The following is an 18225-nucleotide window of genomic DNA, read 5'->3' on the forward strand; positions in this document are numbered from 1 at the left end:
GGGCGGATCAGACCTTGAGCACCAGCTTGCCGAAGTTCTCGCCGCTGAACAGCTTGGCCAGGGTCTCGGGGAAGGTTTCCAGGCCTTCGACGATGTCTTCCTTCGATTTCAGCTTGCCTTCGCCGATCCAGGTCGCCATGTCCTTGAAACCTTCCTGGAAGCGGTGGGCGTAATCCATCACCACCATGCCTTCCATGCGCGCGCGGTTGACCAGCAGGGAGAGGTAGTTGGCCGGGCCGCGCACGGCTTCCTTGTTGTTGTACTGGCTGATCGCGCCACAGATCACCACCCGCGCCTTGGGCGCCAGGCGGGCCAGCACGGCGTCGAGGATGTCGCCGCCGACGTTGTCGAAGAACACGTTCACGCCCTTGGGACATTCGCGCTTGAGGCCGGCATTGACGTCCTCGGCCTTGTAGTCGATGGCGCCGTCGAAGCCCAGCTCATCCACCAGATAGCGGCACTTGTCGGTGCCGCCGGCGATGCCCACCACGCGGCAACCCTTGATCTTGGCGATCTGCCCGACCACGCTGCCCACCGCGCCGGCGGCGCCGGAGACGACCACGGTATCACCGGCCTGGGGCAGGCCGACGTCGAGGAAGCCGAAGTAGGCGGTCATGCCGGTCATGCCCAGTGCCGACAGGTAGAGCGGCAGGGGCGCGCGCTGGCTGTCGACCTTGTAGAAACCCTTCGGCTCGCCGAGGAAGTAATCCTGCACGCCGAGGGCGCCGTTCACCTCGTCGCCGACCTTGAAGTCCGGATGCTGCGAGGCGATCACCGTGCCCACGCCGAGGGCACGCATCACGTCGCCGATGGCCACCGGGGCAATATAGGACTTGGCGTCGTTCATCCAGCCGCGCATGGCCGGGTCCAGCGACAGGTACTGGTTCTTCACCAGAATCTGCCCCGGGCCGGGTTCGCCGATCGGGGTTTCCACATAGGTGAAGGTGTCGCGGGTGGCGGCACCGACCGGGCGCTGGGCGAGCTGGAACTGGCGGTTGATCTGGGCAGACATGGCAGTGGACTCAGTCAGGGGGAAAGCCTAGGTGATAGTCCGCCTGCTGCGCCGGGGCAAGTTTCGTCCGCCGGAGGAATGTTCACCCATCGGTTCCAGTGATCCGGATTTGCAGGAATCATCATTGCCATGGATGCAGGAACGTCGCCCCGCCTGATAGTGCTTCGCGCCGCTGGAGCGCTGGCTAGACTGCGACGGTTATCTCCCAAACCGCTTCGAGGTTCGCTCATGAGTCAGCTGCTTTCCGGCCAGGTTGCCCTGGTCACTGGCGCCGGTAACGGTATCGGCCGCGCCACCGCCCAGGCCTTTGCCCAGCAGGGTGTGAAGGTCGTGGTTTCCGACGTCGACGCCAAGGGCGGCGAAGCTACCGTCGAGCTGATCCGCGCCGCCGGTGGCGAGGCCACCTTCATCCGTTGCGACGTGACCCGCGACGCCGAGGTCAAGGCGCTGGTGGAAGGCACCGTGGCCGCATACGGCCGCCTGGACTACGCCTTCAACAATGCCGGCATCGAGATCGAGAAGGGCAAGCTGGCCGACGGCGAGGAGAGCGAGTTCGACGCCATCATGGGCGTCAACGTCAAGGGTGTCTGGCTGTGCATGAAGCACCAGATCCCGGTGATGCTGGAGCAGGGCGGCGGCGCCATCGTCAACACTGCCTCGGTCGCTGGCCTGGGCGCCGCGCCGAAGATGAGCATCTACGCTGCCTCCAAGCATGCGGTGATCGGCCTGACCAAGTCCGCCGCCATCGAGTACGCGAAGAAGAAAATCCGCGTCAACGCCGTCTGCCCGGCGGTGATCGACACCGACATGTTCCGCCGTGCCTACGAGGCCGACCCGAAGAAGGCCGAGTTCGCCGCTGCCATGCATCCGGTGGGGCGTGTGGGGCGCGTCGAGGAAATCGCCAGTGCGGTGCTGTACCTGTGCAGCGACCACGCCGGCTTCACCACGGGCATTGCGCTGCCGGTGGATGGCGGGGCCACGGCGATCTGATCGTCTCGGGGGAGCGGTGCGTTCGAGTGTTCCCTCTCCCCAACCCTCTCCCTGAAGGGAGAGGGGCTGTTCGGCATGCGGGTGACACGCCCGTTTAGCCGGCTCGTCCCCCGTTTCATGTAACCGAAACGGTGTCAGGTGAGCGACGAACTGAATGTGGCGGAGGACGAATCCCTCTCCCTTCAGGGAGAGGGTGTTCCCAGTCCTATTACTTCATGAATCACCTGTAGGAGCGCATTTACCAGCCGATTCGGCGCTGGGCGGTTCGCGAGCAAGCGCGCTCCTACAAAAAGCGTACCCGCCGACGATCCCGACCCGTGCGCAACAAGACTTTGCATTCTGTTACAGGATGAAGTGGTTTTGGCCTGCAAGGCCAGTTACAAGCGCCCAAGAGGCCGAAACAATCGGCCCACCCCAGTTGGAGAATAATGACAATGACCAACGATCCCTTGCTGACGCTCTTCATGCCCATCGCCCTGGGCATCATCATGCTGGGCCTCGGCCTGTCCCTGACCGTCGCCGACTTCGCCCGCGTGGTGCGCTATCCCAAGCCGGTGCTCATTGGCCTGGTCTGCCAGATCATCCTGCTGCCCCTGGCGTGCTTCCTCATTACCGTCGGCTTTGCCCTCGAAGCCGCACTGGCGGTGGGCATGATGCTGCTCGCCGCATCGCCCGGCGGCACCACCGCGAACCTCTACAGCCACCTGGCCCACGGTGACGTGGCGCTGAACATCACGCTGACCGCGGTGAACTCGGTGATCGCCATCCTCACCATGCCGCTGATCGTCAACATGTCTCTGCTCTATTTCATGAACGATGGCCAGACCATCCCGCTGCAATTCGGCAAGGTGCTGCAGGTGTTCGTCATCGTCCTGGGACCGGTCGCCATCGGCATGATCGTGCGGCGCCTGCTGCCGAGCGTGGCGGCGGCGCTGCAGAAGCCGGTGAAGATCCTCTCGGCGCTGCTGCTGGCGGTGATCATCGGCGTGGCCGTGACCAAGGACTGGCAGACCTTCCTGACCTACGCCCCCATCGTTGGCGCGGCCGCCCTGAGCTTCAACCTGCTGAGCCTCGCCGTGGGCTACTGGGTGCCACGCCTGCTCAAATTGTCCAAGCCGCAGTCCATCGCCATCGGCATGGAGATCGGCATCCACAACGGCACCCTGGCCATTGCCCTGGCGCTCAGCCCGATGCTGCTGAACAACAGCACCATGGCGATTCCGGCGGCGATCTACGGCGTGCTGATGTTCTTCACCGCTGGTCTGTTCGGCTGGTGGGTCAGCCGTGGAGTGGGCAAGACAGCCGCGGCGCAGGCGCCTGCCTGATCCGCTACCGCACCCGCCATCGGGTGTCCATTGTTCTCGTGAGCGCAGGAGCGGACTCCATCCGCGATTGTTTTCCCGTCGCTCCTACGCCATATCGTTGCCTGACTCCGAGCTCAATCCGCCCAATGCCACGCCGGGGCATCGAACATGCCCTGGTCGCGGATGCGCGTCTGGCCCAGTTCCTTGTCCAGGTGCAGGCAATTGCACTCGGGGTGTTCCTCCAGCGTGGCGATCAGCCGGCTGGCGTGGGACACGACCCAGACCTGGGTGTGTTTCGACGCCGCGATGATCAACCGTCCCAGCGCGGGCAGCAGGTCCGGGTGCAGGCTGGTTTCCGGCTCGTTGAGCACCATCAGCGACGGCGGCCGCGGAGTGAGCAGGGCGGCCACCAGCAGCAGGTAGCGTAACGTACCGTCGGAGAGTTCCGCCGCGCTCAGGGGCCGCAGCAGCCCGTGCTGTTTCAGCGCGACGGCGAAGCGCCCGCCAAGCTGGCAATCGATCTGTAGTTCGGCGCCTGGGAAGGCGTCGCTGATGGCGGCTTCCAGGGCATTGGCATCGCCGATTTCCCGAATCGTCTGCAGCGCGGCGGCCAGGTCGCGGCCGTCGTGGTGCAGCACCGGCGTGCGGGTGCCCAGTTGCGGCTGGCGTGCGGGGGCGTCGGCGTCGGTGCGGAAGTGGTCGTAGAAGCGCCAGCCGCGAATCTGCTCGCGCAGCAGCAGTGCTTCGGGGCAGTCCGAGCCACTGCCGATCTGGGTGAACAGGCTGTCGAAGGTCGGGATGTGCTGTTCCAGCACCTGCCAGCTGCGGCCTTCGCGGGCACGCAGCATCGGACCGTTGCGTTCCACCAGTTGCGAGGCGGGGCGATACCAGGGACCGGCCCAGATGCTTTCGTGCTTGATTTCCGGGTCCAGGCCGAAGGCGCTGACCACCGGCGGGGGCGGCAGGCCGAGGGCGATGGCGTAACCGAAGTCCTCACCGGCGAAGCCCAGGCGCAGGCGCTTCACTTCGTTGCGCGGGCCGCCCTGGACTTCCACTTCGCCCGAGCGCATGCGCCGCGAGTGGTTTTCCGGGCCGGCCCAGAAGGTGGATTCCAGCCCGCCTTCGCGCGCCAATGCATTCACCACGCCGCCCTGGGCGGTCTCGGCGAGCAGGCGCAGGGCACGGTAGAGGTTGGACTTGCCGCTGCCGTTGGCACCGGTGATCAGGTTCAGCCGGCCCAGCGGCAGCACCAGCGAGTTGATCGAGCGGTAATTGGCGACGGCCAGGGTGTGCAGCATGCGGGCGATCCGGTTCGGGCAAACGCCCGCATGCTAGCAGAAGGGTCTTACGCGGAACGACGCCAGTTCAGTACCAGCTGTGTCAGCAGGCCTGCAACCAATCCCCAGAAGGCGGAACCCACGGAGAACAGGGTGAAACCGGAGGCTGTGACCAGGAAGGTGACCATCGCCGCTTCGCGCTGGCGCGCATCGGCCATGGCGTTGGTCAGGCCATTGGTGATCGAACCAAGCAGCGCCAGCGCGGCGATCGACAGCACCAGCGCCTTCGGCAGCGCGGCGAACAGCGCTGCCAGGGTGGCGCCGAAGATGCCGGCGATGCCGTAGAACAGCCCGCACCAGAGTGCGGCGGTGTAGCGCTTGTGCGGGTTCTCGTGGGCTTCCGGGCCGGTGCAGATCGCCGCGCTGATGGCCGCCAGGTTGATGCCGTGGGAGCCGAAGGGCGCCAGCAGCAGCGAGGCGATGCCGGTGGTGGAGATCAGCGGCGAGGCAGGCACCTGGTAGCCGTCGGCCCGCAGTACGGCGAGGCCCGGCATGTTCTGCGAGGCCATGGCGACGATGAACAGCGGGATGCCGATGCTGATGGTGGCGGCCAGGGAGAAGCTCGGCGTGGTCCACACCGGACGGGCGATCTCCAGCTGGAAGTGGCTGAAGTTGAGCAGGCCGAGGAATCCGGCCAGGGCGACGCCAACCAGCAACGCAGCGAACACCGCGTAACGTGGCGAAAGACGCTTGGCGACGAGGTAGCTGACGAACATCGCCACTACCAGCGCCGTCTGCTGCTGCGCGGCGTTGCAGATCTCGATGCAGATGCGGAACAGCACGCCGGCCAGCAGCGCCGAGGCCAGCGAGCCGGGCACCTGGCGCATCAGGCGGTCGAAGCTGCCGGTGACGCCGCAGATCGTGATCAGCGCGGCGCAGACAATGAACGCGCCGATGGCCTCGCCATACGGCACGCCGGGCAGGCTGCTGATCAGCAGCGCCGCGCCGGGGGTGGACCAGGCGATGACGATGGGGGTGCGGTAGCGCAGGGTGAGGCCGATGGTGGTCAGTGCCATGCCGATGGACAGCGCCCAGATCCACGAAGAAATCTGCGCGGTGGTCAGCCCCGCCGCCTGGCCGGCCTGGAACATCAGCACCAGCGAGCTGGTGTAGCCGGTAAGCATGGCGACGAACCCGGCGACGATGGCGGCGGGGGAAGAATCGGCCAGCGGGCGCAAGGGCGCGGCGGCGGGAGTGGTGTCAGTCATGCACGAACTTCCATCAGGTGCGGGTGAATAGCGGGTAGAGCGAGGCTACCAGCAGGGCGGCCATGCCGACATTGAACAGGCGCAGCCGCAGTGGGTCTTCCAGCCAGCGCCGCAGCAGGCTGCCGAGTATGGTCCAGACGCCCACGCTGGGCAGGTTGACCACGGCGAACAGGGTGGCGATCAGCACGACGTTGCCGATCCAGCTGTTGGCCGGCAGGTAGGTGGCGATGGCGCCGACGGCCATCACCCAGGCCTTGGGGTTGACCCACTGGAAGGCGGCTGCCTGGAGAAAGGTCATGGGTCTGGCGGCGTTCTCACCCTTCGCTTCGGGCGCGCCGGAGCGGGCAATCTTCCATGCCAGGTAGAGCAGGTAGGCGCCACCGGCATAGCGCAGCGCCGTGTAGGTCGCCGGGAAACGCTCGAACAGCTGGTGCAGGCCCAGGCCCACGGCGACCACCAGCAGCAGGAAGCCGATGCTGATGCCGAGCATGTGCGGGATGGTCCGGCGCACGCCGAAGTTCACGCCCGAGGCCAGCAGCATCATGTTGTTGGGGCCGGGGGTGATGGAGGTGACGAAGGCGAACAGCACGAAAGCGCCGAGGAGTTCGAGGGGCATGGCGGAGTACCGGTCTAATTGTAGGGCCAGACTAATCCTGCCAACGCAGGGCTGTCCCATAACAGCCAGTGGCCGAGTGGCCCGTACAGTGGCGGCATCGCTGGCACGGCCCGCATGCCCGCAGTATGTTGCACACTCCCGACAGACAGGAGTCAGCCGTTCATGGAGCAGAACCCATACGCCGCGCCGCAGGTGGAATTGGTCGACACGCGCGCGCCCACGCCTTTCCTCGTCGGCGACTGGTCGTCCGGCAAGCTGCGGCTGCTGGCGGGACTCACGCTTGCTCTGCTGCTGACGGACCTGACGCTGATCGGTATCGGCATGGTCGCTCGCCTGCCGGGTGGCCCGAAGTTCCTGATGCCGTATGAGGAGTGGCTGGGTGCGCTGAGTATGCTGCTGGGGTGTTTTCTGGCCTGGCGCAGCACGCGTCTGCTTGAGGATCGATTCGCGGCCCGCGGGCTCCGCTGGCCAATGTGGATTCTCATCGTCATCGCCGTGGTGATGCAGGTGTTTTCCATGCTTTTCGACGTCGACCTGACCGGCTCGCGCCAAAGCAACGCGACGGTGTATTTCATGATGATGTACCTGCCCAGCGGCCTGGTGCAGCTCTGGTATGGCATTCGTGTGCTGAAGATCCAGCTGCCGTTCACCTCGGTGAAGGTCATGGGCTGGTTCGACGTCGTGAGCGGCATCTGCCTGGCGAGCATCGTACTGTTCGCCTTTGGCACCTTGCTGTCGATCATCAACACCATCCCCTTGGCGCTGATTTTCCTGCGCGCCGCCGGCGAGCAGGAGCGGGCCGTCCGCTAATCGTCCGGCGAGCGGGCAATGGCCTGGTTCACCGCCAGCCAGCCTTTCACCGCTTCTTCCCCGGCCTCGCCGAAGGCGCGCTGCAGCAGGCGGTCCTGCTCGCGGCGCAGGGCCTTTTCCAGCTTGCCGCCTTCAGCGGTCAGCCCCAGCCGCCGCTTGCGCTTGTCGTTGCCGCAGGCCTCACTGCTGATCAGTTCGCGCTCGAGCAACTGACGCAGCGGCAGGTTCAGTGCCTGCTTGGTCACGCCCAGGGCGGCCAGCAGTTGGCTGACACTCAGCCCCGGATTACGCGCGATGAAGAACAGGATGCGGTGGTGCACCCGGCTCAGCCCGCGGCGGGCGAGCATCTCGTCGGGTTTCGCGGTGAAGGCCCGGTAGCTGTAGAAGAAGGCCTGGATCGCTTCGAGTTGCAGGCTGTTTTTTGTTAGGTCAGGCATATTGACGTATCCATCCCGGGCGTCGTAGCTTCGGTCAAGCAGTTTGACTCATTCTTCCGTGCTCCCGCTACCGGTGACCCCCATGGCCTTCTCCGAACGCATCGCCCGACTGAAAAGCTCTCTGATCCGTGAAATCCTCGCCGCGGCGCAGCGCCCGGAGGTGATGTCCTTTGCCGGCGGCCTGCCCGCCGAGCCGATGTTGCCGAAGGTGAATTGGGACGACATGCCGGTGAGCATGGGCCAGTACGGCATGAGCGAAGGGGAGCCGGCGCTGCGCGAGGCCATCGCCGCCGAGGCGCGAGCGTTGGGCGTGCCCTGCGAAGCGAGCCAGGTATTGATCGTCAGCGGTTCGCAGCAGACGCTCGACCTGGCCAGCAAGCTGTTCATCGATCCGGGCACCGAGGTATTGCTCGAAGCGCCGACCTATCTTGCTGCGCTGCAGGCCTTCCAGCTGTTCGGCGCGAACTGCCTGACCGTGCCGCTGGGCGCCGAAGGCCCGGATGTCGCCGCGCTGCGCCAGCGCCTGCAGGCCAGCAAGCCGGCCTTCGCCTACCTGATCCCGACTTTCCAGAACCCGTCCGGCGTGCGCTACAGCGAGCAACGCCGCGATGAAGTGGCCGCCGTGCTCGACGAGTTCGGCGTGACCCTGATCGAGGACGAGCCTTACCGCGAGCTGGTGTTCGATGCGGGCGCCGCGACTCCGCTGGTCAGTCGCCTGAAGAAATCCAGCTGGATCTACACCGGTACCGTTTCCAAGACGCTGCTGCCGGGGCTGCGCGTGGGCTTCCTGATCGCCACGCCGGACCTGTTCCCGCACCTGCTGCGCCTGAAGCAGTCCGCCGACCTGCACACCAACCGCGTCGGCCAGTGGCAGGCACTGCAGTGGTTCGGCACCGAGGCCTATCGCGGCCACCTGGCCGAGCTGCGCGATTTCTATCGCATTCGCCGCGACGCCATGCAGCAGCAGCTGGAAGAGCATTTCGCCGAGCTGGCGGAGTGGAATGTGCCCCAGGGCGGCTTGTTCTTCTGGCTCAAGCTCAAGCAGCCGCTGGATACCCGCACACTGCTGGACGCGGCGTTGGCGCAGAACGTGGCCTTCATGCCGGGCGAGCCTTTCTTCACGCAACCGGATGCCAATCCCGGCTATTTGCGGCTTAACTTCAGCCACGTGGCGCCGGAACGTGCCGGCGAAGGTTTGCGCCGTCTGGCGACGGTCATCCGCGAAGCCCAGGCCCAATGAGGAGATGAGCATGTACACCGTCTACGGCGATCGACTGTCCGGCAACTGCTACAAGGTCAAGCTGGCCCTGCACCTGCTCGGCCTGCCTTACCAGTGGCGCGAGATCGATATCCTCAAGGGCGAGACGCAGACCGCCGAGTTCCTGGCGATGAACCCCAACGGCAAGGTGCCGGTGCTGCAGCTGGAAGATGGCACCTGCCTGTGGGAGTCCAACGCCATCCTCAACTTCCTCGCCGATGGCAGCGATCTCCTGCCACGTGAACCGCGCCTGCGCACCCAGGTGCTGCAATGGCAGTTCTTCGAGCAATACAGCCATGAGCCCTACGTGGCGGTGGCGCGTTTCATCGAGTTCTACCTGGGCCTGCCCGAAGAGCGCCGCGAGGAGTATGTGCGCTGCCAGAAGGGCGGTTACAAGGCGCTGAAAGTGATGGAAAAGCAGCTGCAGCAGACGCCTTACCTGGTGGGTGACCAGTACTCCATCGCCGACATCACCCTGTATGCCTACACCCATGTGGCGCACCAGGGCGGCTTCGACCTGTCGAACTTCCCGGCCATCAATGCCTGGCTGGCGCGGGTGGCGGACCATCCGCGGCACGTGGCGATGCAGGACTGATCATCCCGCCCGGCCATTGAAAACGCCGCTTCCCTCGAAGCGGCGTTTTTCGTTGGCAGACCCAATGACGCGGAAGCGGATTCGGTCCGCGATCGTTTTCTCGTCGATTCGAGGTGGCCGGATAGCACTCGCGAACGGAGTCTGCTCCTACGCAAGGTTTCGCTTTGTGCGAAGCGAGAACAGGCAATTTGCCATCAGATAAGTCCGAAAAGCCGCTCTAAACCGCTGATTTGGGTACTTTGGGGTTGACCGGCATCATGGCGGCGTTTTGTCGCCCTCCCTAATCTGGACGGGCTGCCATGCGGGACGTACCGATGTGGCCGGGCGCGAGCGGCAGGCAGTGTCGTCGCCCGGCGTGGGGAGGGGAAAGATGGCCTATCTGGTCTGGCAGGCGGATCTCGACACCGGGATCGGAGTGATCGACGCGCAGCACAAACGCATCGTCGAAATGATCAACCAGCTGCACGAGGCCCAGGCCCATCACGACCGAGCCATGCTCGGCGGCGTGATCGAGGAACTGGTCGACTACACCATCTCGCACTTCGCCTTCGAGGAGACGCTGCTGGAGGATTCCGGCTACCAGTTCACCCGTGCGCACAAGAAGGTCCACGAACTCTTCATCAAGCGTGTTTCCGACTACCGCCTGCGCTTCGACGCCGGCGAGGACGTCGCCGAGGAACTCAAGGGCCTGCTCGGACGCTGGCTGTTCAACCATATCCGTAATGACGACGCCAACTACGTGGAGTCGGTGATGGCCAGCATGCACGAGCTGACCCGCGACCAGAGCCACGGTGGCTGGCTGTCGCGCTCGATGAAGCGATTCTTCGGCTGAATTTTCAGTCACTTCGGCGGTGAATGCCGACGCGAATCCCCTTCGGCTGGCTATGCTCTGTGCACAACTACAAGCAATGCCACGGGGGTATTCGCGCATGAAGACGCTGTTGAAGTCACTGCTGCTGCTTTCTTTCCTCTCATCCTTCCCATTGTTCGCCGCCCAGCCGACGACCTCGCCAACGGACGACCAGCGCGCCAAGGCGTTGCTGTCCAAGGCGGTGGCCGCCTACAAGCAGGAGGGCGACAAGGCCTTCGCTGCGTTCAGCCGCCAGGGCGAGTTCATCGATGGGGACCTGTATGTGTTCGTCGTGGACAGCAAGGGCACCATGCTTGCCAGCGGCGGGCCGTCGGTGGTGCTGATCGATCGGGATGTGTCGACCACACTCGATCCGTCGTTGCAGAAGCAGTTTGCGCAGGCGCTGAAATCGCCGGAGACCGGCAAGGTGCAACAGGCCGACTACCGCTGGAAGAACTGGGCGGACGGCAAGGTCGAGCGCAAGCACGTCTATTACCAGCGTGTGGGTGAGCGCTTCCTCGCGGTGGGCTACTACATCCCGCGCGCGTCGGCGCAGCAGGCGGCGGCCATGCTGGACAAGGCGGTGAAGGCCGTCGCGGCCGATCCGCAGGACACCTTCAAGAAGATCACCGCGCGCGATCCCGCATTTATCCAGGATGACCTCTACGTCTTCGTTGTCGACCTGGATACGTCGAAATTCGTTGCCCATGGCTTCAATACGCGGATGGTCGGCACGGACTTCGATTCGCTGAAGGACCCGGGCGGCAACCCGATCGGCCACGCCATGCTGGAACTGGCCAAGTCCAAGGGCGAGGCGGAATTCGAGTACCAGTGGCGCAACCCGGTGACCAGCAAGGTGGAGAACAAGCACGCCTTTCTGCGCAAGGCCGGCCATTACCTCGTTGCGGTGGGTTACTACACGCGCTGATTGCAGCGATTCACAGGCACAAAAAAAACCGGCCCGAGGGCCGGTTTTTTCATGACGGCGGCTGTCAGCGGATCAGGCTGAGGAACTCGCTGCGGGTGGCGGCGTTCTCGCGGAACTCGCCGAGCATCACCGAGGTGACCATGGAGGAATTCTGCTTCTCCACGCCGCGCATCATCATGCACATGTGCTTGGCCTCGATCACCACGGCCACGCCCAGCGCGCCGGTGACCTGCTGGACCGCCTCGGCGATCTGCCGCGACATGTTTTCCTGGATCTGCAGGCGGCGGGCGTACATGTCGACGATGCGCGCCACCTTGGACAGCCCCAGCACCTTGCCGTTGGGGATGTAGGCCACGTGGGCCTTGCCAATGAATGGCAGCAGGTGGTGTTCGCACAGCGAGTAGAGCTCGATGTCCTTGACCAGCACCATCTCGCTGTTGTCGGAGCTGAACAGGGCGCCGTTGACGATCTCCTCCAGCGTCTGCTGGTAGCCGCGGCAAAGGTACTGCATGGCTTTGGCGGCGCGCTTGGGCGTGTCCACCAGGCCTTCGCGGGTGACGTCCTCACCGAGCTGGCTGAGGATCGCGGAGTAGTTTTGTTCCAGGGACATGATCTACCTGTGGCAATGACAAAAATAAAAACCGTGGCGCAGGGTAGGGCGCTCAGCCTTGGCTGGCAAGGCCCGAGCGCCGGTTGGCGCGTTATGGCAGGCGGATTGTCGCCGGACGCGAGTGCTAGCCGGGGGCAGGGCTTTTACTCGTCGCGGCCTTCGAGCATGTTGCGGCGCAGCATCACGTAGATGGCGCCGGTACCGCCGTGGCGCGGCAGGCAGGAGGTGAAGCCGAGTACCTGCGGGTGCTGGCGCAGCCAGGTGTTCACATGGCTCTTCACCATCGGGCTGCGGCCGTCGACGCGCGCCGCCTTGCCGTGGGTAACGCGGACGCAGCGGATCTCGAAGCGCGTGGCTTCGGCGATGAAGTCCCAGAGGGTTTCGCGGGCCGTTTCGATCTTCATGCCGTGCAGGTCGAGGCTGCCCTCGAAACTGATCTGGCCGGCCTTGAGCTTGCGTATCTGGCCTTCCTGGACGCCGTCGCGGGCCCAGTAGAGTTCGTCCTCGGGGCCGACGTCGATGACGAACTGGTCGGAGAGGCCGTCGACCCGGATGTTCTCGGTGCGTACGGTCGCGTTCTGTCGCAGCTCCTTGAGCTGCTTGCGGTCGGCCTTGGGTTTACCGGTGTCGGCCTGGTCCACGGTGATCCGTCTGACGCCGCGCATTTCGCTGGCGAATTGGGAAAAATCGTCGTCTTGCATGCGCACCTCCTCAAACAGCCGCGCAGTCTAACGGATCGCGCCGGTCCTGCGGAAATGCGCCGTGCGGGGATCAGTCGCGGCGCTTCATCAGCCGGGGCGACAGGCTCAGGCCTTCACGGCCACGGGCGCGGCGGCGCGCGGCGCGCCAGAATGTGACGCCCAGCCACAGACAGAACAGTCCGATTACCAGCAGCACGGCACCGGCTCCCGGTTCGATGTGCAGCACGCCCACCGCGGGCTGGCGGCGGAGCAGGGCGGCGACGCCGGCCATGGCGGACAGGATGCCCAAGGTGGCGATTACCGCGGCGATCGCGGCGGCGAAGCGCCAGCGCCAGCGACCCGGACGCTTCGGGCGCAGGCTGGGTGGATCGAATTTATCGGTCATCTTCATCCCGACTTCCTCATCTATTGAACGAGGCTATGACCGGTGGGGAGGGGTGGGGTTCCAACCCCAGGGTCGGGAAGCGCGGCGAACCCGCTGGGTGAGCGGGTTCGCGGGCTGTCGCGCCTAAGCTGAGCCTAACCCCGGGTGCTTGTCGTTGCCGCCCGTCGGGACGAATGGCTTCAGACCAGCGCCTGGGCTTGCGCGACCACGGCGGCGAAGTTGTCGCCCAGGGCGGCGATTTCGGCGCGGTGCAGGTCGCGCGCGGCGAGCACGCCGCCTTCGGGGGTGGGAATGTCGCGGGTGGCGCAGGCGGCATCCACCAGGGTGCAACGGTAGCCGTAGTCCTTGGCGGCGCGGACGGTGGTGCTGATGCTGGAGTGGGTCATGAACCCGCAGACGATCAGGTCCAGGCGGCCGCCGGCCTGCAGGCGGTCATGCAGGTCGGTGCCGGCGAAGGCGTTGGGCAGGCGCTTGTCCACCACCACCTCGCCCGGCAGCGGCGCCAGTTCGGGCAGGAAGCGGCCGCGCGGGCCCTGAGGGTCGAGGAGGCCGCCGACCACGCCCAGGTGGTGCACGTGGACAATGGGAGTGCCCATGGCCCGGGCCGTCTCCAGCAGCAGGCGAATCTGCGCCACCGCGGCATCCAGGTCAGGCAGGGCCAGTACGCCGCTGCGGTACTCCTCCTGGGCATCGATGATCAACAGAGTGCTCTGGCGCAGGGTGGCCGGCGGATATCCGCGCCCACTGATCTGCAGCATGCTGAGCGGAAGGGACATGTCACGACTCCTGTAAATGCATGTTCACTCATTGTGGGCCGTAACGCGTCCGCTGTGAATCTTTGCGAACTCGCGCCAAAGTGGTAATGGCATTCTGTGGCGGAACGGGATGGAAAGCCCCCGGAGTATCCGCATTCCGCTAGAATGCGCCCCTTTTTGCGAGCTGCGAGGACTGCTGCCGTGACCGAATCTCGTTTGCTGACCCTGCGTGACCACATCCGCTGGGCCGTCAGCCGCTTCCACGCCGAGGAACTGTTCTTTGGCCACGGTACCGACAACGCCTGGGATGAGGCCCGCCAACTGGTGCTGGGCGCGCTCCATCTGCCCTGGGAAATGGCCGACGCCTACCTGGATTGCCGCCTCGAGGACGAGGAGCGCGAATACCTGATGCACCTGCTGCGCCGACGCATCGAGGAGCGTGTGCCGACCGCCTACCTGCTGGGTGAGGCATGGTTCTGCGGCATGCCCTTCGTGGTGGACGAGCGCGTGCTGGTGCCGCGCTCGCCCATCGCCGAACTCATCGAACGTCGCTTCGAGCCCTGGCTGGCGGCCGACCCTGCACGAATCCTCGACCTGTGCACCGGCTCGGGCTGCATCGGCATCGCCTGCGCCAGCGCCTTCCCGGAATCCGAAGTGGTGCTGGGCGACCTGTCGTTCGATGCCCTGGAAGTGGCCAATATCAATATTGAGCGCCACGAGCTGGGCGAGCGCGTCTACACCGTGCAGGGTGACGGCTTCGAAGGCCTGCCGGGCCAGCGTTTCGACCTGATCGTGTCGAACCCTCCCTATGTCGACGCCGAAGACTTCGCCGACATGCCCGCCGAGTACCACCACGAGCCGGAGCTGGGCCTGGCCTGCGGCAATGACGGCCTGGACCTGGTGCGGCGCATGCTGGCCGAGGCGGCGGACCACCTGACCGAGCGCGGCACATTGGTGGTGGAGGTGGGCAACAGCCAGGTGCACGTGGCGGCGCTCTACCCGGAAGTGGACTTCACCTGGCTCGACTTCGAGTACGGTGGCCACGGGGTATTCCTGCTCTCGGCGCAGCAATGCCGCGAGCATCAGGAGCTGTTCAGGGCGCGGGTAAAGGCCTGATCCGCTCCAAGGGTGGGCTGAATCTGTAGGAGCGAGCTTGCTCGCGAATGGATTTACCGGTTGGTCCGGCGCCTGGCCGGTTCGCCAGCTGGCTCGCTCCTACAAAAGAATGCTTCGGCGTGGGACTCAGCCCATCGCGGAGGTCGGCTTTGGGTAGGAGCGGACTTCGTCCGCGGTTGCCCACCGGCCGCGCCGATCGGTCGGCGGCGCATGCACGCTAGTGCGTGGCGATCCAGATCAGCAATCCCGCCTGGAACACGGCGAACACCGTCAGGCAGGCGATGGTGAAGCGCAGGCTGGTGTCGTCGCGGCGGAAGGTCTCGATGCGCTGCTCCAGCCGGCGAATCTCGTTGGACTGGGTGGCGAGGTTCTGGTCAGCCTGTTCCAGCATGGAACCGGCTTCCAGCAGCGGGACTATCTGCACCTTGTCCTTGTGCCAGTCGTCGTACAGCTCGCTGACCCGGCCGACGCTGTAGCGCGCCTTCAGCAGCCGCGAATCCTCGTAGATCACGTCGAAGCCCTGGGCGCGCAGGAAGTGGTCGCGGCGCTGCCGGGCCTCTTCGTTGGGTGCGTCCTTCATCGCCAGCGCGCCACCCTCGACACGGTAGTGCGACCACTTCTTTTTCGCCCAGGCCACTCCCTGGGCCAGCAGGAATCGCCCCAGTCCGCGGTTCAGCGGTTCGGTGGTGAAGCCCGAGTCGGCGCCGAAGCGCACTTCCTTGCTGCGGTGGTCCGCCCAGACCTCCAGCAGGTTTACTTCCTTGCGCAGCACCTGGCCGGGCACCTGTACGGTCAGCCGCAGCAGGCTCTGCTCGCCGTTGTGGCGTTCCACCCGGCCCAGTTGCACGAAGCGCAGCGGCCGCGCGCCAGTGGTGCGGTCGGTGGGCAGCGGCGCCAGGCGCAGCAGGCGATAGTGTTCCGGCGCCAGGTCCGCCCAGGGATGCGGGCGGGCGGCGGCGCTCTCGTCGGCGGCGACGGCTGTCTGTTCGGCTTCGGTCATGGGGTCTACCTCGGGGCCTGGCGGGCGTGGCCAGGGCTCTCCCGTGGTTTATCGACGCACCGGCGGATTTCTTGAGACGTTCGCTCCAGATCCGGGCGCATTTTCGGCAAGCGTACTGCCGGGCAGGCTCGGCGCGTGCCGGATGAAAGTCGTGATGCGCTGCACCAGCTCGCGGGCCAGCGGCAGGTTGGGATTGTTGTAGGAGGCGAGCTGCTGCGGACCGCTGGTCGGGACGATCCGCAGGATATGGTTCATCCCCGATATCAGGTGGAAGTCGCTGTCGGGCTTGGCGCGCTTGAGCGCCTGCGCATCCTCGACGCCAACCTGGATATCGTTGGTGCCCTGCAGGACCAGCGTCGGCAATTTCAACTCGGCGAAGGCGCGGGCCGGGTCCTGGCGGAACAGCGAGATCAGGTAGGGCTGCACGCTGGGGCGGAACAGCACCTTCAGGGGCTCCGGCACCCGTGGCTGCAACTGCCCGGCCTGCAGACCGTCGATCAACTGGTCAGCCTGGGCGAGCAGAGGCGGCGGCAGGCGGGCTTGCAACTGCTCGCGCAATACGTCGCCGATCGGGCGGGCGCTGCCGGCCAGGGAAACCAGCGCCTCGGCGTGGGTTTGCGGCGCGGCGAGGCTGGCGATCAGCGCGCCCTCGCTGTGGCCGATGAGAATCTGCCGGCCGAAGCGCGGGTCGTGGGCCAGCTTGTCGCTCCAGGCCACCACGTCGCTGACGTAGGCTTCGACGCTGAGCTCTTCCTCACGCGGCGCGGCCGGCAGGCTGCGGGCCACGCCGCGCTTGTCGTAGCGTACGCTGGCAACGCCGTTTTCCGCCAAGGCCTCGGCCAGTTTGCGCAGGTAGGCGTTCTGTCCGCCCTCGGGGTTGTTGCCGTCGCGGTCGGTGGGGCCGGAGCCGGCGATCAGCAGTGCTACTGGCGGAGGGGTATCGCCCTGGGGCAGCAGCATCGTCCCGCGCAGCACGCCGTGGCCGGTATCCAGGTCATAGGGACGCTGCAGGATGCTGGTGGGGGCGGCCTGGGCGATGCTGGTGACGAAACAGAAGAGGAGCAGGGCGAGACGGCGCATCGAAGACTTCGCGATGGGGCTGATGGCGCTTTGATCCTCGCGGGCGGCGAAGGTTCGCAGGGCGGATTGACGCAGGTATACTGCTCGGCCTTTTCGATACCAGTCTTTTCGCGGAGCCTCGCATGTCCGGCAACACCTACGGCAAGCTGTTCACCGTCACCACCGCTGGCGAAAGCCACGGCCCGGCGCTGGTCGCCATCGTCGACGGCTGCCCGCCCGGCCTTGAGATTTCCCTGGAAGACCTGCAGCGCGACCTGGACCGCCGCAAGCCCGGCACCAGCCGCCATACCACCCAGCGCCAGGAAGCCGACGAGGTGGAGATCCTCTCCGGCGTGTTCGAGGGCAAGACCACCGGTACCCCGATCGGCCTGCTGATCCGCAACACCGACCAGAAGTCCAAGGACTACTCGGCGATCAAGAACCTGTTCCGCCCGGCCCACGCCGACTACACCTACCACCACAAGTACGGCATCCGTGACTACCGTGGCGGCGGCCGTTCCTCGGCGCGCGAGACCGCCATGCGCGTGGCGGCCGGTGCGATCGCCAAGAAGGTCCTGGCCGGCATGGGTATCAGCGTGCGCGGCTACATGAGCCAGCTCGGCCCCATCGAAATCCCCTTCAAGACCTGGGACAGCGTCGAAGACAACGCCTTCTTCAGCCCCGACCCGGACAAGGTGCCGGAGCTGGAGGCCTACATGGACCAGCTGCGCCGTGACCAGGATTCGGTGGGCGCGAAGATCACCGTGGTCGCCGAAGGCGTGCCGCCGGGCCTGGGCGAGCCGATCTTCGACCGCCTGGACGCCGAACTGGCCCACGCGCTGATGAGCATCAACGCGGTGAAGGGCGTGGAAATCGGCGCCGGCTTTGCCAGCGTCGCCCAGCGCGGCACCGAGCACCGCGACGAGCTGACGCCCGAAGGCTTCCTGTCGAACAATGCCGGCGGCATCCTCGGTGGTATTTCCAGCGGCCAGCCGATCGTCGCCCACCTGGCGCTCAAGCCCACCTCCAGCATCACCACCCCCGGCCGCTCCATCGACGACGACGGCAACCCGGTGGATGTCATCACCAAAGGTCGCCACGATCCGTGCGTGGGCATCCGCGCTACACCCATCGCCGAGGCGATGATGGCCATCGTGCTGCTCGACCACCTGCTGCGCAATCGCGCGCAGAATGCCGACGTGAAGGTCGGCACCCCGGTCCTCGGCCAGCTTTGAGTGACCTGGCGCTCCCGCC

20 protein-coding genes are annotated in these 18225 nt (G+C 65.7%); 9 read left to right on the plus strand and 11 right to left on the minus strand.

The genetic code is table 11. From position 1 onward, the window contains the following. Positions 1–7 precede the first annotated feature (7 nt). Positions 8–1012, minus strand: coding sequence for an NADP-dependent oxidoreductase (locus A9513_RS15590; RefSeq protein ID WP_065327603.1), 1005 nt, complete (start codon positions 1010–1012; stop codon positions 8–10). Between the two features lie 228 nt (positions 1013–1240). On the opposite strand from A9513_RS15590, the gene A9513_RS15595 reads away from it, so the two are divergent. After that, entirely contained in the window at positions 1241–2002 is a 762-nt protein-coding gene (locus tag A9513_RS15595; protein WP_024765409.1) for an SDR family oxidoreductase, read from the plus strand. A 434-nt stretch (positions 2003–2436) separates the two neighbouring features. Continuing rightward, complete coding sequence (locus A9513_RS15600; protein WP_065327604.1) at positions 2437–3327, plus strand: bile acid:sodium symporter family protein; 891 nt, start codon at positions 2437–2439, stop codon at positions 3325–3327. A gap of 113 nt (positions 3328–3440) precedes the next feature. On the opposite strand, the gene A9513_RS15605 is transcribed toward A9513_RS15600, so the two are convergent. Genes A9513_RS15605 through A9513_RS15615 form a run of 3 tightly spaced genes read right to left on the minus strand, consistent with a single transcriptional unit; the run spans position 3441 to position 6467 of the window. Next, complete coding sequence (locus A9513_RS15605) at positions 3441–4604, minus strand: AAA family ATPase (protein WP_024765411.1); 1164 nt, start codon at positions 4602–4604, stop codon at positions 3441–3443. Between the two features lie 47 nt (positions 4605–4651). Next, positions 4652–5851 carry a benzoate/H(+) symporter BenE family transporter gene (locus A9513_RS15610; RefSeq protein WP_024765412.1) on the minus strand — a complete coding sequence of 400 codons (1200 nt, stop codon included), beginning with the start codon at positions 5849–5851 and terminating at the stop codon, positions 4652–4654. A gap of 13 nt (positions 5852–5864) precedes the next feature. Continuing rightward, positions 5865–6467, minus strand: coding sequence for a LysE family translocator (locus A9513_RS15615; protein ID WP_024765413.1), 603 nt, complete (start codon positions 6465–6467; stop codon positions 5865–5867). Positions 6468–6629: 162 nt separating this feature from the next. Here A9513_RS15615 and A9513_RS15620 point away from each other — a divergent pair, with 162 nt between their 5' ends. Continuing rightward, positions 6630–7277 carry a hypothetical protein gene (locus A9513_RS15620; protein WP_065327605.1) on the plus strand — a complete coding sequence of 216 codons (648 nt, stop codon included), beginning with the start codon at positions 6630–6632 and terminating at the stop codon, positions 7275–7277. Here A9513_RS15620 and A9513_RS15625 read toward each other — a convergent pair. After that, positions 7274–7714, minus strand: coding sequence for a MarR family winged helix-turn-helix transcriptional regulator (locus tag A9513_RS15625; RefSeq protein WP_024765415.1), 441 nt, complete (start codon positions 7712–7714; stop codon positions 7274–7276). The genes A9513_RS15620 and A9513_RS15625 overlap by 4 nt on opposite strands. A gap of 82 nt (positions 7715–7796) precedes the next feature. Here A9513_RS15625 and A9513_RS15630 point away from each other — a divergent pair, with 82 nt between their 5' ends. The 4 genes from A9513_RS15630 (at position 7797) to A9513_RS15645 (ending at position 11345) form a co-directional block, all read left to right on the plus strand. Beyond that, entirely contained in the window at positions 7797–8954 is a 1158-nt protein-coding gene (locus A9513_RS15630; protein ID WP_024765416.1) for a PLP-dependent aminotransferase family protein, read from the plus strand. Positions 8955–8964: 10 nt separating this feature from the next. Continuing rightward, positions 8965–9567: a glutathione S-transferase family protein gene (locus A9513_RS15635; RefSeq protein ID WP_024765417.1), complete on the plus strand. Its 603-nt coding sequence runs from the start codon at positions 8965–8967 to the stop codon at positions 9565–9567. A gap of 370 nt (positions 9568–9937) precedes the next feature. Next, positions 9938–10399 carry a bacteriohemerythrin gene (locus A9513_RS15640; protein ID WP_024765418.1) on the plus strand — a complete coding sequence of 154 codons (462 nt, stop codon included), beginning with the start codon at positions 9938–9940 and terminating at the stop codon, positions 10397–10399. A gap of 97 nt (positions 10400–10496) precedes the next feature. Beyond that, positions 10497–11345, plus strand: coding sequence for a cache domain-containing protein (locus A9513_RS15645; RefSeq protein ID WP_065327606.1), 849 nt, complete (start codon positions 10497–10499; stop codon positions 11343–11345). A gap of 64 nt (positions 11346–11409) precedes the next feature. On the opposite strand, the gene folE is transcribed toward A9513_RS15645, so the two are convergent. From folE to A9513_RS15665, 4 genes are all read right to left on the minus strand, one after another. Then, entirely contained in the window at positions 11410–11955 is a 546-nt protein-coding gene (folE, locus tag A9513_RS15650; protein ID WP_024765420.1) for a GTP cyclohydrolase I FolE, read from the minus strand. A 143-nt stretch (positions 11956–12098) separates the two neighbouring features. Then, the gene (locus A9513_RS15655) at positions 12099–12656 is read right to left on the minus strand and encodes a Smr/MutS family protein (RefSeq protein ID WP_054908448.1); all 558 of its coding nucleotides are present in this window, start codon (positions 12654–12656) and stop codon (positions 12099–12101) included. Positions 12657–12726: 70 nt separating this feature from the next. Beyond that, positions 12727–13047, minus strand: coding sequence for a hypothetical protein (locus A9513_RS15660; RefSeq protein ID WP_024765422.1), 321 nt, complete (start codon positions 13045–13047; stop codon positions 12727–12729). A 173-nt stretch (positions 13048–13220) separates the two neighbouring features. Beyond that, positions 13221–13817 (minus strand): cysteine hydrolase family protein, encoded by a 597-nt coding sequence (locus A9513_RS15665; protein ID WP_024765423.1) that lies wholly within the window; start codon positions 13815–13817, stop codon positions 13221–13223. A 180-nt stretch (positions 13818–13997) separates the two neighbouring features. On the opposite strand from A9513_RS15665, the gene prmB reads away from it, so the two are divergent. Then, complete coding sequence (gene prmB / locus A9513_RS15670) at positions 13998–14912, plus strand: 50S ribosomal protein L3 N(5)-glutamine methyltransferase (RefSeq protein ID WP_024765424.1); 915 nt, start codon at positions 13998–14000, stop codon at positions 14910–14912. Between the two features lie 217 nt (positions 14913–15129). Here prmB and A9513_RS15675 read toward each other — a convergent pair whose 3' ends face one another. Next, positions 15130–15912 carry a hypothetical protein gene (locus A9513_RS15675; protein ID WP_054908450.1) on the minus strand — a complete coding sequence of 261 codons (783 nt, stop codon included), beginning with the start codon at positions 15910–15912 and terminating at the stop codon, positions 15130–15132. Positions 15913–15960: 48 nt separating this feature from the next. Continuing rightward, positions 15961–16992 carry an alpha/beta hydrolase gene (locus tag A9513_RS15680; protein WP_065327607.1) on the minus strand — a complete coding sequence of 344 codons (1032 nt, stop codon included), beginning with the start codon at positions 16990–16992 and terminating at the stop codon, positions 15961–15963. A gap of 122 nt (positions 16993–17114) precedes the next feature. Here A9513_RS15680 and aroC point away from each other — a divergent pair, with 122 nt between their 5' ends. Continuing rightward, the gene (gene aroC, locus A9513_RS15685; RefSeq protein WP_065327608.1) at positions 17115–18206 is read left to right on the plus strand and encodes a chorismate synthase; all 1092 of its coding nucleotides are present in this window, start codon (positions 17115–17117) and stop codon (positions 18204–18206) included. The last annotated feature ends 19 nt before the right edge of the window (positions 18207–18225 follow it).

It is taken from the genome of Pseudomonas sp. AU12215, from assembly GCF_001675465.2.
GTDB classification, from domain to species: Bacteria; Pseudomonadota; Gammaproteobacteria; order Pseudomonadales; family Pseudomonadaceae; genus Pseudomonas; species Pseudomonas nitroreducens.

Coding starts and splice junctions, on each gene's coding strand:
- folE (WP_024765420.1), bottom strand. CDS start 11,955: ATGTCCCTGGAACAAAACTACTCCGCGATCCTCAGCCAGCTCGGTGAG.
- A9513_RS15605 (WP_024765411.1), bottom strand. CDS start 4,604: ATGCTGCACACCCTGGCCGTCGCCAATTACCGCTCGATCAACTCGCTG.
- A9513_RS15680 (WP_065327607.1), bottom strand. CDS start 16,992: ATGCGCCGTCTCGCCCTGCTCCTCTTCTGTTTCGTCACCAGCATCGCC.
- A9513_RS15590 (WP_065327603.1), bottom strand. CDS start 1,012: ATGTCTGCCCAGATCAACCGCCAGTTCCAGCTCGCCCAGCGCCCGGTC.
- A9513_RS15595 (WP_024765409.1), top strand. CDS start 1,241: ATGAGTCAGCTGCTTTCCGGCCAGGTTGCCCTGGTCACTGGCGCCGGT.
- A9513_RS15640 (WP_024765418.1), top strand. CDS start 9,938: ATGGCCTATCTGGTCTGGCAGGCGGATCTCGACACCGGGATCGGAGTG.
- A9513_RS15620 (WP_065327605.1), top strand. CDS start 6,630: ATGGAGCAGAACCCATACGCCGCGCCGCAGGTGGAATTGGTCGACACG.
- A9513_RS15615 (WP_024765413.1), bottom strand. CDS start 6,467: ATGCCCCTCGAACTCCTCGGCGCTTTCGTGCTGTTCGCCTTCGTCACC.
- A9513_RS15635 (WP_024765417.1), top strand. CDS start 8,965: ATGTACACCGTCTACGGCGATCGACTGTCCGGCAACTGCTACAAGGTC.
- A9513_RS15655 (WP_054908448.1), bottom strand. CDS start 12,656: ATGCAAGACGACGATTTTTCCCAATTCGCCAGCGAAATGCGCGGCGTC.
- A9513_RS15600 (WP_065327604.1), top strand. CDS start 2,437: ATGACCAACGATCCCTTGCTGACGCTCTTCATGCCCATCGCCCTGGGC.
- A9513_RS15625 (WP_024765415.1), bottom strand. CDS start 7,714: ATGCCTGACCTAACAAAAAACAGCCTGCAACTCGAAGCGATCCAGGCC.
- A9513_RS15630 (WP_024765416.1), top strand. CDS start 7,797: ATGGCCTTCTCCGAACGCATCGCCCGACTGAAAAGCTCTCTGATCCGT.
- A9513_RS15645 (WP_065327606.1), top strand. CDS start 10,497: ATGAAGACGCTGTTGAAGTCACTGCTGCTGCTTTCTTTCCTCTCATCC.
- A9513_RS15660 (WP_024765422.1), bottom strand. CDS start 13,047: ATGAAGATGACCGATAAATTCGATCCACCCAGCCTGCGCCCGAAGCGT.
- aroC (WP_065327608.1), top strand. CDS start 17,115: ATGTCCGGCAACACCTACGGCAAGCTGTTCACCGTCACCACCGCTGGC.
- A9513_RS15675 (WP_054908450.1), bottom strand. CDS start 15,912: ATGACCGAAGCCGAACAGACAGCCGTCGCCGCCGACGAGAGCGCCGCC.
- A9513_RS15610 (WP_024765412.1), bottom strand. CDS start 5,851: ATGACTGACACCACTCCCGCCGCCGCGCCCTTGCGCCCGCTGGCCGAT.
- A9513_RS15665 (WP_024765423.1), bottom strand. CDS start 13,817: ATGTCCCTTCCGCTCAGCATGCTGCAGATCAGTGGGCGCGGATATCCG.